Source organism: Legionella gratiana (genome assembly GCF_001467695.1).
GTDB lineage: Bacteria > Pseudomonadota > Gammaproteobacteria > Legionellales > Legionellaceae > Legionella > Legionella gratiana.
In genome coordinates, this window is sequence record NZ_LNYE01000006.1 from 42,495 (window position 1) to 61,626 (window position 19,132).

A 19,132-nucleotide genomic window follows, 5' to 3' on the forward strand; every position below is an offset into this window, starting at 1 on the left:
TTTACTCCATATAATGCTGGGCAAAATCCACATAACATCCTTTATAATCACGAACACCTGTTTGCGGGTCGAAATATAAAATTCTCGTTGCAATTTTGTCAACAAAATGTCGATTATGACTGACAAAAACAACGGTTCCACTATACTGAACCAAAGCCTGCGCCAAAGCTTCAATGGTTTCCAAATCCATATGGTTGGTGGGCTCATCAAGAATCAACACATTAGGTGATTCCAAAATAATCTTAGCTAACAAGAGTCGAGCAGCCTCACCTCCGCTTAGTGACAAAATATCCTTATCTACATCTTCTTTCACAAACAACATTTGGCCGAGTGCTCTACGTATCTGTTGCTCAGTCACGCCGCTCACTACGTCAGATAACCAATGAAAAACACTTACATGTCGATTGAGTAACTCATGATGATCTTGAGAAAAATAACTCATGCGTACTTCGTGTCCTAAAATAACGTGGCCTTCATCACTTTGCACCATACCCGTCACGATTTTAATTAAAGTAGATTTACCAATTCCATTCACTCCCATAATTGCTACTTTTTCACCACGATCTACTTTGAAATCGAGCTGCTTGAATAAAGTCTTATTCTTAAAAGATTTACTCAAATGTTCTGCTTTAATCACATGTTTTCCAGATATTTTTTTAGGCGCAAAATGAAAATGGGGTGCAACCCGGGAAGAGTGCTTCACATCAGGAATTTCAATTTTTTCAATCATCTTCATTCGGGACCGTGCTTGTCCCGCTTTAGAGGCTTTAGCTTTATATTTATCAACAAATTTTTGCATTTCAGCAATCTTGGCTTCGGCACTCTTTTTTTCAAGATTCTTTTGCTCTTCCAGCAGTGTTTTTTCAGTCAGAAAGCGTTCATAATTTCCACGATATTGCCTGATTTCACCATAATCAAGATCCAAAATATAATCTGCTAAATTATCAATAAACTCCATGTCATGGGAAATAAAGATAACTAATCCTTGATATTCATTTTTTAAATACTTCTCCAACCAACGAATGGATAAAATGTCCAAATGGTTAGTTGGCTCATCAAGTAATAAAATGGAAGGATGTTGAAATAAAGTCTGCGCTAACAACACTCGCAATTTATAACCACCAGACAATGCCTTAAGTGGTTTTTGCAGATATTCTTTAGCAACTCCTAAACCTAATAGAATCGTTTCGACCTCTGCTTCTGCCGAATAACCATTATGATGGGCAATAATTTCTTCCAAAGCTGCAAAACGAAAACCTTTATCATCATCCCAAGTATCACTTGCCAATAAGGCTTCTCGTTCTGACAGAGCCCGCCATAATTCAGGTTTTCCTTGTAAGACAATATCCTTAATTAACGTATTTTCATAGCGAAATTGATCCTGCTTCAACCAGCCAATCGTTGCATCCTTGGGCATCATAATTTCCCCAGAGGTCAACTCCTCTTCTCCTGTAATCAGTCGAAAAAAAGTTGATTTTCCACAACCATTTGCGCCCACTAAAGCGTAACATTGCCCTGAATTCAAATTTAGACTCACATCATAAAAAAGAAGTCGCTGACCATAAGCCATACCCAACTGATTTAATGCAATCATGCTTCAACCTCAACCAATATTTCCTGGCTATGGTATCGCTGTTCGAGTTCAAATACGAGAGCATCTGCAATCACTTGCACATGGGGGGAAGCATTCATCGTAATATGAGTTCCGGGAACCATAAGATGCTTAAAAGGACCATCAACCAGTTTCTGCCAATGTTTTTCCTGATGAGAAGGAAAATCATCAATAATTTCAGTATGAGCAAAAAAGAGGACTCTACCTTGATAAGGCTTTGGCTGATACTGATGTAAAAGCTGCCCATGAGCTTGCCAAGTATGCAAAAACCGCGGCAAAAACTCTGTAGATAATAATTCTTTTAACTCAGAATCTTTGGCTCGATTCGCAATAAACGCTATTTTCTGATCCAAAGTTTTTTGTGCCTGTAATTCAGCACCAGAAATCTGCAAATTACCCAATCCATGTTGCATTAGGTAAATAAGAATTTCTTCTTGACTCATCAACTTAGGCAAGTTGGTATAAGCCGGTGTATCAATAAGCGCAACTAATGGGATGGATTGTCCCGATTGATCCAATTGTTTTGCCATTTCGATAGCTACCGCACCACCAAACGATGAACCACCTAAAATATATGGAGGTTGCAAACCAAATTGCCGTAAATGATGCAGATAAGAAGCAGCCATAGATTCAATACTGGAACATGGTGCTCCTCCATCCAACAAAGGTGAGCGTAACGCATACACGGTCTGGTTTTCAGGGAGTGATTTAGCAAGATCACGATAAAAATAAACATCGCCACCGATTGGATGAATGAGCACTAATGGTATAGTGTTTTGCTGCGTTTTCCCTGCCTTAATTAAAACTACTGGCGAGCGCGCTTTAGCGGTTTTTTCTTGTTCTTTTTCGATTAATGCCAATAAACCATCAATAGTAATTCGATTTAAGGACATTAACTCCAGGTGCACACCTAATTGTCGTTGCAATTGTGCACTCAATTGCACTGCAACCAGTGAGTCTCCCCCTAAATCAAAAAAATCCTCATTATTTTTAAACGACTCAATACCCAATAATGTGATCCATAAGCTTCGTAAAACAGAGAGAATATGCTCGCGATCACGAACAATAACCCCATTTGTTTGGGTCGGTAATTGGGCTACTGCTGCAGCTCTTCCGGCAGGTAACCAATATTCTGTTTTGGCAAAAGGATAAAGTATAGGCGATTCTCGTTCTTGTTTCGCCTCAGCGGGTGCTTCTTCAAGAATTAAATGGGCGTTGGTTCCGCCAATTCCAAAAGAACTAATTCCCGCACGCCGTGGAACATCATCTCTAGTCCAAGGTTTTAAAACAGTATTGACATAAAAAGGAGTGCCCGCAAAATTAATCTTATTGTTTGATGACTGATAATGCAGTGTAGGAACTAATTGTTTATGATAAAGACACAAAATCGTTTTTATTAAGCCGGCAATACCTGCTGCCACATCTAAATGTCCTATATTCGTTTTCACCGATCCAAGAGCACAAGATCCGGGCGCAAGACCTGAATCGTTAAAGACCTGAGTTAATCCTTCCATTTCAATAGGATCCCCTAAAGCAGTTCCGGTTCCATGTGCTTCGATATAACTTATAGTATCGGGTGGACAAGCAGCACGTTGTTGAGCCAATGCAATGACTTGAGCCTGCTTTTGGGGACTAGGAGCAGTAAAACCAATTTTTTGATGACCATCATTATTAATGGCCGAAGCCTTGATCACTGCATAGATAAAATCTTCATCAGCTAAGGCGTTACTCAACGGTTTTAATACCACCAAACCAACACCCTGGCCTTCGAAAGTACCTTGGGCCTGAGCATCAAAAGCACGGCATTTACCATCGGGTGAAAAAATTAATCCGGGTTGATACAAATACCCTTGTTTTTCCAATTGACCAATAGACACCCCACCAGCTAATGCGATATCACAATCACCCGCATTTAATGCCAAACATGCCTGATGCACTGCAACTAAGGAAGTAGAACATGCCGTCTGAACGGTGATTGCAGGTCCAGTCAAATTCAATTTATAAGCAATTTTGGTACACAAAAAATTAGCTTGCTGATGAATCATCAATTGAAATTGCCGTGATAAGTCATCTTGTGTTTGGTTTGGTAACACATGATCACTAAAATAATTATTTTGACCACAACCCGCAAAAAGTCCAATATCCCCAGCATAATGATGTGGATTGTAATTCGCATCTTCCAATGCATGCCAAGCACATTGCATTAATAAGCGATGCTGGGGATCCATAATCTCCGCTTCTGAAGCAGTGTAACCAAAAAATTCAGCATCAAAGCATTTGATATCACTTAATTTACACTGTGCTTTCACATAATTCGGATGATCCACCAAAGAGGGATCTAACCCTTGCTCCAGTAACTCTTCACGTGAATAATAAGTAATTCCTTCTTTACCGCTTTGTAAATTGGACCAAAATGTTTCTAAATCATCAGCACCAGGAAAACGACCCGCCATACCGATAATGGCTATATCATCCTGTTTCAAAGAGGGGAGTATTTTTTTCTGCCCCATTTCTTCTGAATGCTTGTCTGCAGCTAAATGTCCCAACAAAGTACTAATTGAAGGAAATTTAAATAAATCCAATACTGTAATCTGGGCTTTAATTGCTTCGGGTAATTTGCTAAAGAGCTTAATTAAGGAGATAGAGTGTCCTCCTAAATCAAAGAAATTATCCGCCACACCCACTTTACTGACACCTAATACTTCCTCCCATAAAGCAGCCAAAAGTTTTTCTTGTTCTGTTGTAGGAAGAGCATAATGAGTACGTCTCGTCAAATTCGGCTTAGGTAACGCTTTTCTATCTAATTTACCATTAACCGTTAATGGAAATTGATCCAGCTGCATGTAGCTTTGCGGAAGCATGTAATCGGGTAATTGTTCTTTTAAAAAGGCGTGCAGATCCGCTTCAACCACCAATTCAGACGCAGTAAAATAAGCAACTAAATTCTGCTCAAGTTCAATTACTACTGTTTGTTTTACCTGTGAGTGCAAGCGCAATACTGCTTCAATTTCAGCTAATTCAATACGGTGACCTCTGATTTTCACCTGAAAATCATTACGACCTATAAATGCCAACTCACCATTAGGCAACCATTTAGCCAGATCCCCAGTTTTGTATAAGCGATTATATAATGGATGCGTTATAAATTGTTTCGCAGTTAATTCAGGACGGTTTAAGTACCCCCGAGCCAAACACGCTCCCCCAATATAAAGATCACCAATCGCTCCTACCGGCATTGGCGTTAAATAATCATCTAATACATAAACAGATTCATGATAAAGAGGCTTACCAATACTCACTGTTGGTGCATTTTGCTTAGAATACGGTTCTCCCTTACCTACATCCCGCTGCTTGTCCGCAGGATCCAGAAATTCTGTAACATCATTGGATCCCGCGGACAAGCAGCGGGACGTAGGATGTGGGTTAGTTACCCTAGAATATAATTTTGCCGTGGACCAAATGGTCGTTTCAGTTGGCCCATAAACATTAATCACCCTATGTGCTTTAGCTAATGATTTTGCTAATAACTCCGGAGCAAGTGCTTCACCGCCAATTAAAAATGTGATGGACTCGCAATACTGCAACGACTCTAATTTTAACTCACACACACTAGGGGTCATTTGAATAAAATCAAAGGAACGACAATCTAATTTATTAAATAAGGGATTACCTAATTCTACTTTGCCTCCTGTTACTAGAGGCAAACCGTATTCCAAACCAAAAATATCGAACACAAAATGGGTCATACTGTAGGTATTGAGTGGCTTCTGCTCCGAAAAATACTCGGCTTGCATCGACAATAAAGTCTGTAAAAAAGCCCCATGCTCGATCATGGCTCCTTTGGGCTGTCCTGTAGTACCGGATGTATAAATAACATAAGCCAAATCATCAGGCTTTAGCGGCAAATGCAAATTGCTTGTCGCTTGTTGTGCTATCGCAAAAGAAGCAGCAGGATCATCTAAAATTACCGCCTGTGGAAATGTATGCCTTACTGCATCACACGTTAAAACAAGTTTAGTTTGACTGTCTTCCAATATGTGCTGCACACGTTGTGCAGGCATTGCTGGATCTATGGGCAGATAAGCACTACCTGCTTTGAGTATTGCCAATAACGCAATCATTAAATACTCATTTTTTTCCAAGCACAGTCCAATCAAACTGTCTTTTTCAAGAACGACCTGTTGCCGAATATAATGTGCTAACTGATTGGCACGTTGATTTAATTCAGCATAACTAATCTGTGTCTGTTCATGAATCAAGGCTATTCGCTCAGGATACAAAGAAGCTTGCTCTTCAAAATAATCAATAAAAGTGCGCGATAAACCAGGAGCGCTAATTAGCTCAGGCAACCTCGATTTCACATAATTTAATTCACGCACACCTTGCAAAGGATTATGAGCAATTTGCTCCAATAAATAATTCATAGTAGCCAATAATTGCGTCATCAATGAGGAATCAAATAATTCGCCCGCATAAGTAAGTTTAATCTTAAGCTGATTTTCTTCCTCATCTGCCGCAAGCGATAAAGGATAGTCACGCTTCTCAAAAGTACTTTGGATCTTAAAGGACAATTGCTTTTCTGGATTTTCTACCGCCAGATTAGGATAATTTCCATACATAAACAAGCAATCAAACAAGCGCTCGCCCTGACTTTGTAACTTAGCTAGACTCATCGCACTTCGTTGATTTATTTCATTAGAAATTTCTTGCACACTACGAATTGCATCCAACACACTAAGATCGTCATGTTGGGTGTGATCCACAATCATCGGCAATGTATTAATGTACAAACCTACAGAGTGTTCCACCTGATCAATAGGTATGTTTCTTCCTGAAACAATAGTACCTACTACTGTTTGTTTACCATTACCATAAATGCGCATTACTTTATGCCACGCATAAAGAATAAGCGCATTGAAAGTGATACCCTGTTCTTGGCTCATCATTTTAATCTGTTTAAAGCGTTCTTTAGCAATGCAAATGGTCTGTTCTGATTGATGAGTGATGTATTTGTAGTCGCTTAATTTAAGCTGTTTTTTACCCTCTTGCAGAAGATTACTTAAATCCGCTTTATGTTCTATTTGGGCCACATACTGTAGCCAAAACGACTGATTTTCTAATTCTTGAACTTGTAAAAAATGTTGCGACTGCGCGTAAGCTGTATCTATCGTAAAATCAGTGCCTTCTTGATGGAGTAACTTCATATACATTTCATGTACAAATCCAAGTAATAAGGGACCGCTCCAGCCATCAATAATGGCATGATGTGCATTAAAGATACAGGTATAGTGTGTTGTCTCTTGCTTAATCAGCTGAATTCGAAACAAACTTCCTTGAGTCAGATCATATGCTTTTTGCCGGTCCTCTTCGATGAGCTGTTGTATTTTATGATCTTGGTTGTTTTTATCCTGACTCAAATCAACAAATTTCCAATGTAAATACCCTTTTTTATCGATAACTTGCACTAATTCTTCATCGATCAAAAAACGCAAACGCAAACTAGGATAACGTTGTTGTGCGAAACCCCATGCGCGTTGCAGCAGATCAATGTTCAGCTCACGATCATAAGACCAGACAATTTGCATGCGATAAGCTTCATCTTTTTGTCCTTGTCTCATAAAATGATACATAAACCCCTGATGCAAACTATTCGCCAAATAAACTCCATCTAACTCTCGATCGCGCTGTAATTTATCCAAGCAACGAGCACTCACGCAATGATGTATATCACTTAGCGTTAAAAAGCTACGCGCCAAAGAGTGTTGATGATCAAGAATCATCAAGAGTTGCTGCTTATAAACTAAAGCCAAACGATCGGTTACTTCTTGAGGCAACTGCGCCCGAAACATCATTCTTAAACGACCTTGATAAATCCCTCCAAAACAAGTGATGCAATGTATTTCTTGATTCTCCGGATGCATGGCTTGTCCAGAAGACTCATCAACCACATGCCAAAATTCAGCCTGCTGCTCAAACTGTCCCAGATAATTAAAACTAATCACGGGCATCTGAGCAGTGGCATAACCCAACAACGCGCCATAACCAATTCCTTTATTAGGAATTTGACGTACATTGTCTTTAATGTTCTTGATGCTCTGACCTATATCATCGCCCAATTCAAGACGAACCGGATACAAACTTGTAAACCAACCTACAGTTCGTGTCACATCAAGGGAAGCAGCGATGTCTTCGCGGCCATGTCCCTCCAAAGTCACATGATGTACACGCTCACCACTGAGGTCATTTAACGCATAAGCCAAGGCGGTGAGTAACAAATCATGAATTTGAGTGTGATAGGCACCATTCGCCTCTCTTAATAAAGAGGACGTGAATTCCTCTGCCAATTCCAATTCAACATGGGTTACTGTTAATCCGACATCAAAAAACGTAGACAGGAAAGAACGATTTAAATCAGCAACCACTTCCTGCCAATAAGCACGTTCTTCTTCATGATGGTGAACATAATCCTCTAGGGCTCCAACCCATTGACGGTAGCTACTGCCTTTAACACCTAAAGGCTGCCCCTCATAAAGACGGTGTAAATCGTCAGCCAATATCCGCCAACTTACTGCATCAACCAGTAAATGATGCATGGCAATATAAATGCGACTGCTTCCATCCGCATAACCTGACAAATAGGCAAAACAATACAACGGTCCTGTTGCCCCATTAAATCCCGACTGCCACAAGGTCAGCTGCTCTTCTAATGCAGCCGCATCAAGACCGCTGACATCCAAGACCTGCAAATCTGAAAAGCTACTCTCTGCATCATAATATTGTTCTATCGCGCCATCACCTTCGCGAAAGCGAAGACGAAATGCATCATGATGAGCCACCAATTTCTCCACGCAAGAACGCAAGCGTGCCACATCCAAAGCAGGGGTCTTAATTAAAAAAGATTGATTCCAATGCCAACTTTTTGCAAACGAATGCGCGAAAAACCAGCGTTGGATCGGTAATAATCCCACATCCCCTGTTAACAATCCTTGCTCGCCAGAAGCCAACTCCTTCAACTCGGGCTCACAACTTGCGGTCAACTTTTCATGCAAACGACGTATCGTGCGGCAGCTGAATAAATCCTTCACGCTTACTTGCAATTGCAAGCGTTGCCGTATCCGACTGATGAGCTGAATGCTGATGATGCTGTCTCCTCCTAAGCGGAAAAAATCATCATGTACACTCAATCCACCTTCTTTTATCCCTAATACCTCACTCCAGATAACACTCAATTGCTGCTCTAAGTCCGTGCTCGGTAATTCATAGTCTCTTCTTTGACCCTGTGTAGGCTCTGGAAGATTTTTTAAGTCCAACTTCCCGTTCGCTGTTAATGGAAAAGATGCTACATGCACTAATCGTGTTGGGACCATATAGTCCGGCAATCGACTTGCTAATTGCTCCAGCATCGCCTCTTCATCCTGTGCCGCTTCACTGACGTAATACCCAACTAAATACCCTTGGCCAGACTGCTTCTTTACCACCACCAAACTTTGTTTCACCTGCGGACAAGCAAGCAATACTTGCTCAATCTCGCCTAACTCTATGCGATGACCGCGTATCTTCACTTGAAAATCGTTACGGCCATGATAAGCAATAGCTCCATCTGGAGATAAGCTCACTACATCTCCGGTTTTATACAAACGGCTGTTGTACTCTCGTGTTTTTTGCTCTGCTGATTGGAATGGATTAGCGACGAAACGCTCCTTGGTCAATTCAGCACGATTTAAATAACCACGTGCCAAGCCTACTCCACCGATATAAAGCTCACCCAAAGCATAAAAAGGCAATGGATTCATGTGTTCATCTAAAACATAAGCGGTGGTGTTCTCTATAGGTTTACCAAGAACAATTTCGGAAATATTCTTATCGCTGCAATCAGCATATAACACATCAATGGACGCTTCTGTCGGGCCATAAAGGTTATGGATCTCAGTATGTGGCAATAAGTTATGAACTTGTTTTACCTGAGCTAATTTAAGCGCTTCCCCGCTGCAAAAAATCATTTGCAAACTAGGAATGCTGCCCAGGCGTAACTCCAATGCATCCATAAATACGTTAAGCATAGATGGAACAAAATGTGCTCGGGTAATTTCTTCTTGGCGCATCAAATCATACAGATAATCAGTATCTTTATGCCCTTCAGGCTTGGCAAAAACCAAACAAGCACCATACCAATGCGCCCATAACAACTCCCAAACAGAAACATCAAACACATAGGGTGTTTTTTGAATGATTTTATCCTGTTCGCTCAATGGATATTGTCGATTCATCCAATGAATGCGATTCACTACGCCGCGATGTTCCAGCATTACCCCTTTAGGTTGTCCTGTAGTGCCTGAGGTATAAATAACATAGGCCAAATGCTCGCTAGTATGTTGCGGAGCAAGATTGTCACAAGATTGTTTTGCGAGTTGCTGAGCAAAACTCATTTCATCTACAGCATGAATGGGTACTGTTAAAAAAGACGCTAACCAGGACTGATGGCACTGATCGGTTAACAACAAAGGAGTTTGAGTGTCTTGAATCAAATACTCGATTCGTGCTTGAGGAAAATCAGGAACAATAGGTACATAAGCAGCTCCAGCTTTTAATACCGCCAGGATGCTAATCATCATATATTCACTACGATCCAGACAAAGACAAACCATCGTATCTGGCTTTAAAGCATAGTGTTCACGTAAGAAATGAGCCAGTTGATTTGCACGGTTATTTAATACTTGATAAGTGAGGCGATTCTGTTCATAAACAACAGCAAGATTTTCTGGAGTTCGTGCAACCTGCTCCTCAAAAAGCTGATTGATGGTTTTTTGTTGTGGAAAATACGCTTCTGTGTGATTCAATTGGTGAACAATACGGTTCCATAAGCCTTCATCCAATAAATGAATAGAGGATATTTTTTGCAGCCCCGCGCCTACACCATATTTCGTTAATAAATGGGTAAAACTAGAAAATAAATAGTTGATAAATTCACTTTCGTAGCGCGTAGCAAGGTAAGTCACTGTAAAGTAGATGCTGTCATCACCCTCTTTAGCGATAATCGATATACCAAATTTTTCATAACAATCAGGCAATAAAATAGGTTGTGCACATTCTGCAACAACCGGATTCAACACTTGTTTAAAATTATGAAAAGTAAACAATACCTGCAGCAAAGAAGGTAAATCCTCATGGCTACGCTGTAAATGTTGTGCCAATACATTCAAATTTATCTGATGATGTGTATTCAGAAAAGAAATCGCCTCATGAATTTTTTGCGCATGATATAAAACTGTTTCCTCTTTTTTATATTCAGGAATTAAAGGGAGTGTATTAATAAACGGGCCAATAACCTGATTCATTTCCGGTAAGCGATTTGAAACAGTCAATGCAATCGGGAAGTTAGTTTGTCCACCTGAATACGTACTAAGTACTTGATACAGAGCCGTTAACAATAAAGAATACACACTGATTTCATGCTCAAGGGCTAACTGCTGCACCTGTTTATAAGTTTGTTTTTCCAATCTAAACTCATAAAACCCAGCACAATTATCTGTTAAGGCTGTGCGGCTTGCTAATAAATTCAGAGGCTCAGCCCCATCCAATTGTTGGGCTAATTGGTTAATTGCGTGCTGATAAGGCGCTGTATTTAAAGCATAATCTTGAAAACAAGTGTAATCAAAATAGTGAAACGTGCGTTCATCTTTATCTACGTATCCTTTACTTATTTTTTGATACTGATCCACGAGTTCATTGATCATTAAATCGGCAGAATAAGCATCGGATAACATATGATGATGGGTTAAATTAACTAAGTAATCCTGAGTGTCGCTAATTTGCATTAATTCCAAATGAATTAAAGGCTCATCATCTACAGCAAAAGCTCTTCGTCCTTTTTGCTCACAAACCACGGTTATTTGTGGTGCGCTAATACTGGATTCGTGAATCGTTAAACTATTTTCAGGGAGAATCTCATAACCAAATCCATCAACAACACGCATCCTTAAAATTGGGTTTCTGTTCACTAAGTGTTGAATTGCCTGCTTTAATACAGAGGGATTAGCATTTTTAAACAGCACAAACAAAGGAACGGTATAGGTAGCTTTTTGCTCATCCAAAGTAGTTTGTAAATACATTCCTTTTTGAATGGTTTGCAACACGTGCTTGTTTAATTGCTCGGGGATTTTATAAAAATTACAACGCTTAGCTTGTTCTTCTGAATGAATGTCATTGTATTCCAACAAAAACAATAACTCAGTCTTATAGTTTTTTACCTGTTCTTTCAATTCTTGAGGAAAGCCAATACTTTTATCCACGCTAAACGCTAAATTACCCTCATTATTTTTCCAGAGCAGAATACGATACTCTTGCAATTGGTATAACAAACGTGTTGCACTCATTAAATAACTCCCTCTTCACGTACCTCTTCTTGTGCAGGAGAAAAATTCCTGGCAATGTCACGCAGTGTGCTGTATTGGTACAAATCAGTTAATTTCATATTCAGTTTTAATTCACGATTTAATTGCCTTACTAATTGCATTGCCAGTAGCGAATTCCCCCCCAAAGCAAAAAAATTATCTACGCGACCAATTGAGCTAGGAGGTAAAGACAAAACTTTTGCCCAAATGCTCGCCATCTGCAATTCAAACTCTGTTTCTGGAGCTTGATATTCATGTTTTATAGTAATTTCGGGCAATTGATTTTTAGCTAATTTGCCATTAGCACTCAAAGGCAAAACATCCAATAAAGCATAGGCATGTGGCAACATATAATCAGGCAATGAGTGACTTAATTCTTGATTCATCAACTGCTGTAACGAAATAAGAGGGGGCACACTTTCTGGCTTTTCTTGTTCTTGTGCATCAATACTTCCCAATACCATGGCATATAAAGCGCCTGTATAAGGAGTAAAGCCTAAGGTACAACTACCAATATCATGTGCATATAAAGACTGGCTGATTGCTTGAAATGAGTAACCAGCCATGAGGTAGTTTTGCCAAGAATCTTCCCCCTCAGCAGTGATCATCAATTGACTAGAACGCAACAGTTGGCCAAATTCACTGCTTTGCGTCAATATGGGAAAATCTCGTAAAGAAAGAACAGAGTTTTGCGCCTCATCTATATAGCTTTGGTTCTGGTTAGATAAGTACTTTAAGCCCAGCGAAAAACATGGAAAAGAAGCTTTTTCCTGAGTCAACTTCACCTTGGCCAATAAGTGATTGTCACTATCCAAAACCTTATCCTCTATAGAAAGCGCATATGAAAAACCTTCTACTAAAAGAGAGGACAACATTAAGTACAGCATATGTCCGAGCTCAATATAAGCTAGTTTTTTAGATAAATCAGCGTACAAGGGTTGAATTGCTGGCCAGTGCACTACAAAGTGAAACTCAATGTCTTGAGAGGAAAGTGCAAAGTCTGTAGCACATAAAGCTTGTTTTAGGGGGTGATAATAAAATACTCCTCGTTCCAAATCCTGTAATTTTTCAGGAATATTCACAAAACAACGCACGGCGTAGGAACTACCGCCAGAAGGATATTGATATTTGGGTAATGCTCTATTGGTTACTTGCTGTCCAGCGATACGTGCCAAAACATGCATTAAGGACTGGAGATTAATCGAATCAAGATGATACTTACACTCGGTTTGCATCATCAGGCTGGAAGTACCTATTTGTTGCACTAAAGCACTATCAATTGGCGTGTCTATAAAATTCCGATAACTTTTACGTCGATTAGGATGGGCGACTAAAATAGGTTGTGGTAGTTGATAAGAAATATGCTTGTTGGCAATTAAACCGCGTTGTTCTAATTTGAAAAGATCTTTATCTAAGGAGCTCTTTTGCTTGCGGTTTTCTGGCAATAAATAAGCGACTAAATGCGTTTTTCCTTCCTGTTTTTGGAGGGTCACAACTGCCTTTTCCACACCATTTATCTGCTCTATTTTGGCAGTAATTTCATCCAACTCAACACGATATCCATTAATCTTGACTTGGAAGTCATTACGGCCACAAAACTCCATATAACCGTCTTCATGCCAACGTCCCAAATCACCGGTACGATATAATTTACCTAATTGCGGATGGGTAAAAAACTGACGTTGGGTAATCGCTTCATCACCCCAGTAATTTAACGCAACACCCATGCCTCCTATGTGGATTTCGCCCATAACACCCACAGGACAATGCGCTCCATCTTGATTCAGCACATACATATGCTGATTGGGCATGGCCATTCCATAAGGAATGCTACTCCAATTAGAGTCCACCTCCTCTATAGGATACCAAATCGACCAGATACTCCCTTCAGTCGCACCACCCAAACTCATTACCGTCGCCTCAGGACAACGTTCTTTGAGCTTCTTCGGCAGCGAAACCGGTATCCAATCGCCACTCAATAAAAACACACGTAAGGAAGGTAACGCCTTTTCAGCCTCATCAACTAATAAACCCGCAAGTTGCGGAACCGTATTCCATATACTAATTTGATGAGCTTCAATTAAAGACAACCAATGCTTGGGCTCCTTGGTTTGCTCCTGCTCAGGAAACACAATGCAGCCACCGGCAAGCAACAACCCAAAAATATCATAGACCGACAAATCAAAACTTAATTCCGATAAGGCTAATACCTTATCCGCGCAGCCCACCCCAAAACGTTCATTCACCGCCTCAATCGTATTTAATGCACCGCGATGACTTATCGTCACACCTTTAGGCGTTCCTGTCGAACCCGAGGTAAAGATAACATACGCAACGTCATCGGCATGAACTGCAGGTCTGGCTGCACTAAAATCACCAGCCCTCTCCAATACGTCCTCGATAATCAATACCTCATACTCGTTGACTAGTGAGGCATAAGTCTCTTCTTGGGATGCCATCTTTCGCGACAACAACACCAACTCAACTCCCCCTTGCTTTAATACCTCATGCACACGTCCTAACGGCCAATCTACATGCAAGGGCAAATACCCATAGCCCGCTTTCATAATCGATAACGTCGCTACAACCTGGCTGTATCCCTTCTCACTCAGCACAGCAATTAAGCGGCCTTGATTCCCTGTCGCTAAAAGAGATGCCGCCAGTTGGTCGCTCGCTGTCCATAATTCACCATGGCTGTACTCCGACTTTTTACCTGAATCAACCACGGCGATTAACTCGGAACGTCCCCCCACTTCTAAAGAGCGCTCATAAGCACTTACCAATGTTTCTTCACTGAATGCCCGTGTATGCTGATTGGCCTCATTAATAAGTTGTGCGTGGAGTTTGGGTAAAACAGTAACGGGAAATACATCGCGTTCCCAATCGGTAAGCGCTAATGCTTCAATTAATTGGCAATACGTTTCATGCATGGCGTGTATGGTTTGTGGGGCAAAAAGCTGATCCACATAATCCCATTCCGCAATAAATCCTTCATGGGTTTCATAAGCTTTATTATCCAGCCAGACTTGTGAGGTTTGTGAAATTGCATAATGAATACCTTGGTACGAAGAATTCATAGGCAGATGGAATAAACTGCTTTGATTTGCTCCCCCTAAAACGCTGGTTAAAACCACGGGCGATAAAATAGTATCCGAAGGAATGGAATGATGTTGCCTTAACAGTCTTTGGAAATCGATACCATCAAATAAATTATGTTCAATATCCGTTAACAACTGTTGATGTGTTTTTTCAAGTACGGAATTGACTGTGTCTAAAGCGTTATATTGATAGGGAAACAGTTCCAAAGCAGTAAAATCACCAATCAGATCATGCACTTGAGGATGTAAGGGTAAGCGGTTAAATAAAGTTAAATTAACCGCCACTTGTTTTTGCCCACTCCAAAAACAAAGCGTGCGCGCATAAGCCTCTAAAACCAGTGCAGTAAGACTAACTCCAACATAGTGGGCTTTGGCAGTTAGTTTATCCCAAATCAGCTTGGGAATTGCTTTACTAATTCGTTTGAAATGAGGGTGTTTAACTTGTGACGGACGCGCAATCAAAGGTAAATTCATTTCCAAAAAATAATCATTCAAACGCTTTTGCCAATATGCTTGAGCTTTCTCGAATAATGAGCTTGCTCTTAATTGCTCACTTTGCAGAATATAGTCACGAAAATTAAGCTGCAGTATGGGTAACTGATGTTCCGGGTTCTCATAAAGCGTAATCCACTCCGTAAAGAGAATTTCAAAACTACTCATATCAATGATAATGGCATCAAAACTCACATGCAGCAGATAAATGCCATTAAACTTAGTGACCACAATATCAAATAATGGGTAAGTATCGGGTGAATATACCTTATGGGAGAATTGCTGGCGAATAGCCAACAACTCCGCCTCTGTACTTAATTCAAAATAAGCAATCGCATACGGCTTGACCTCTTCCAGAAAACACTGCTGATCCTCAATAAACACAGTTCTTAACGCCAAATGCCGCTGAATTAACTGATTGAATGCATCTTGCAAGCGTTCTACATCTAACTCTATATATTTAAATTCCGTATAAACATGAGTAGAAATATTACTTAATTCGAAATGATCAAATCGTCCCCAATAGTAGGTTTGCTGCACATTATTAAGTGGAAAGGGCTGATAAAGATTGCTCCTATCCATAGTCTGAATTTGATACTCTTTATAAATAAATCGGCCTAGACTTTGTTCCACACGATACGCTAAATTAGCAATGTTCTTTTCTATAAATACATCACGAATCGCAATATCTGAATGCAATTCATGATTGATTTTATTCACCAGTTGAATGGCTAAAATGCTATTCCCTCCGAAACGGAAAAAATCATCCAGTATATTCGCCCGCGTTACAGGCAACCCCAAAATTTCCGCCCAGATCGAGCATAGCTTCACCTCCAATTCATTTCTAGGAGCCATAAAAGTAGAACTATTAAAATTAGGTAAAGGCAAAGCTTTGCGATCGACTTTACCATTAGGATTTAATGGAATTTCTTCTAGCCGAACAAGTATGTTGGGCAACATATAGTCAGGTATTTTTTTTGCCAAATGCGCAAGCATTGCTTCTTCATCTACAGGAGAATGCGCCACATAATACCCCACCAAATAATGATTGATTGGTGACGATTGTTCTTCACCATTCATAGTCTTTACAACAACTACACTTTGTTGTACTCCAGCAAATCCATTTAATGCGCTTTCAATATCACCTAATTCAATTCGATGTCCGCGGATTTTCACTTGAAAATCATTACGACCAATAAATTCGAGCTCCCCGGAGGCAGTCCATCGTACCAAGTCTCCTGTTTTATACAAACGCATGGCAGGAGATGAATCAGTAAACGAATGATGTATAAACTGTTGTGCTGTTAATTCTTCTCGACACCAATAACCCCGAGCCAATCCAGCGCCACCAATGTATAACTCACCAATTACCCCAACGGGTAATGGCAACAAATATTCATCTAAAACATAACATTCTGTGTTCGCTATAGGTTTACCAATAAAGGAAGGATTATTTGCCTGTTGGCATAAATTAATAGTAGACCAAATCGTTGTTTCAGTAGGTCCATAAACATTCCATAAAAACTGAACTTTTTGCATTAATGCAACAGCTAAAACTTCATTTAAGGCTTCCCCACCACATAAAGCACGAATAGCTAAAGTTTTATCCTCTAAAGCTTGAACCAGTAGATGCCATAATGACGGAGTTGCTTGCATGACCGTTACTTGCTTTTCCTCAATAATGTGCAACAAACGTGATGCATTCATCACTTCTTGTTGACCAGCGAGAATGATTTCGCCACCCCGAATCAAAGGCATATATAATTCAAGGCCGGCAATATCAAATGCAATAGTAGTCACTGCGAGTACTTTATCCGTTGCAGTAAATTTGACGGTTTCCGCAAAATAAGTAATCGTGTTCACCAAGGCTCTATGCTCAATCATAACCCCTTTAGGTTTTCCTGTTGTTCCTGAGGTATAAATAACGTAAGCTAAACGTGTCATATCGTAACAAGGTTCCAAGTTTTCCTTGGAAAATGAACTTAATTGTGCCCTGAATTCTGGTGCATCTAAAGCAATTAAGGGAGTGGTTGGCGTAATTTGTTGTAATTTTTCGTAATAACAGTTATGGGTCAAAATTAAAGCAGGCTGACAATCTTCAATAATAGTTGCCACACGTTCATTGGGGTATTTCAGATCCAAAGGAACATAAGCATTACCTGATTTTAATACCGCCAAAACTGCAACAACCAAATCTACTCTACGTTCCAAATAAAGGACGATTAATTGTTTTGCAGCAATCCCTTGTCCTTGAATCCATGCCGCTAACTGATTAGCTTGTTCATTTAACTCTTTATAGGTTAAATAGATCTCTCCACAACTCACCGCAACATGATGAGACAATAACGCTGCCTGTTGCTCAAACAATTGATGAAGCAATGTTTGTGGAAAAGCTCTTTGAGTATGGTGTGAAATTAACCAGGATGTCGAAGCTAATTGTTGAAAATGGCCTAGGCACATGTGCCCTTGAATAAAAGAATCCAGTCCTGATAAAAATTGGTCCACAATCTGTGGCAATGCTGCAAAAAAATGAAGATGTTGCGGATAACTTACGGTAATTTGTGCTAATTGCGAATCATAATGAATAAATACGACCGCATTGTGCTCTTGGTCTTTTTCATCGTAAGTCACCAAAACAGAAGAATGAGCCGATGGAGCAACAGCATAAAACTTATTATGAATCACGTCATAACGTGGATCCTGATAACGACTTTGTAAAGAACAATAATCATCATTAAAATAACAAGGAACCCATTTAGTCAATTTATTCCTGGCAACTACTAGATCATAAGTGTAAATGCCTTCTTTTCTACTATTAAATAATTGCAACAAATAAAGTGTGAACAGTTCCAAGTACTCTTTTTGAATTAAAGGCAAATAGCAACATTGGCTATTCCTGGTCGGTACTCCTTTTTGAGAAAAACAATCCACTAAAAAAACATCGTCACCCTCAACCGATTGGTAATAGTTATCCAAGAGTGCACGCTCATATTCATAAGCTTGCAATGCAGCAAATTGATTCTCTTTTTGCTCGTGGATCACAGAAATGAATTCAGAATCTGCATACTTAGAAAGATGAATAATAGTATCGATGAATAATTCGGTTAATTCTCTATTTATATAAGGCAAAAAATCAGGATCTTGCCGAGGATAAAGACTGATTATTTGCTTACTGACTATTTGTTTTTGAGCATGATGTTTGTAAATAAATGAACAAAGTTTTATTTGATCAGAAGCGCACTCAAAATCGAGAATGATGGACTTATTTTTTAATCGTCCTGGAGCATCGATTAAATGCAATTCATAATCAACATCAAATTGCTCTAATTGCTCTTCGCGAGCTATGATGAAATTATGCGTGTATTTATCAATCCATGTTGCCTGTGTTTCAACCCAATGTGCATTCACAATAACAAAATGTCCGGCATCAATCAGATAATCGATAAAAGATTGGACGAGTTTATTGATTTTTAAATTAATTAAGACCTTTAATATTTTCATCACTATTATCCTGATTGAAGTTCGGATAAAAACATGAA

General features: G+C 39.7%; 3 protein-coding genes. All 3 read right to left on the reverse strand.

The features are described 5' to 3' along the window. Position 1: 1 nt before the first annotated feature. From Lgra_RS02730 to Lgra_RS02740, 3 genes are read right to left on the reverse strand one after another with little or no spacing between them, the layout of a single operon-like run. Positions 2-1,594, reverse strand: a complete 1,593-nt coding sequence (locus Lgra_RS02730) for an ABC-F family ATP-binding cassette domain-containing protein (RefSeq protein ID WP_058497752.1) — start codon at positions 1,592-1,594, stop codon at positions 2-4. Continuing rightward, entirely contained in the window at positions 1,591-11,985 is a 10,395-nt protein-coding gene (locus tag Lgra_RS02735; RefSeq protein WP_058497753.1) for a non-ribosomal peptide synthetase, read from the reverse strand. Before Lgra_RS02735 ends, Lgra_RS02730 begins: the two co-directional genes overlap by 4 nt. Next, the gene (locus Lgra_RS02740; protein ID WP_058497754.1) at positions 11,985-19,094 is read right to left on the reverse strand and encodes a non-ribosomal peptide synthetase; all 7,110 of its coding nucleotides are present in this window, start codon (positions 19,092-19,094) and stop codon (positions 11,985-11,987) included. The genes Lgra_RS02735 and Lgra_RS02740 overlap by 1 nt, the downstream gene beginning before the upstream one ends. Positions 19,095-19,132: the final 38 nt, after the last annotated feature.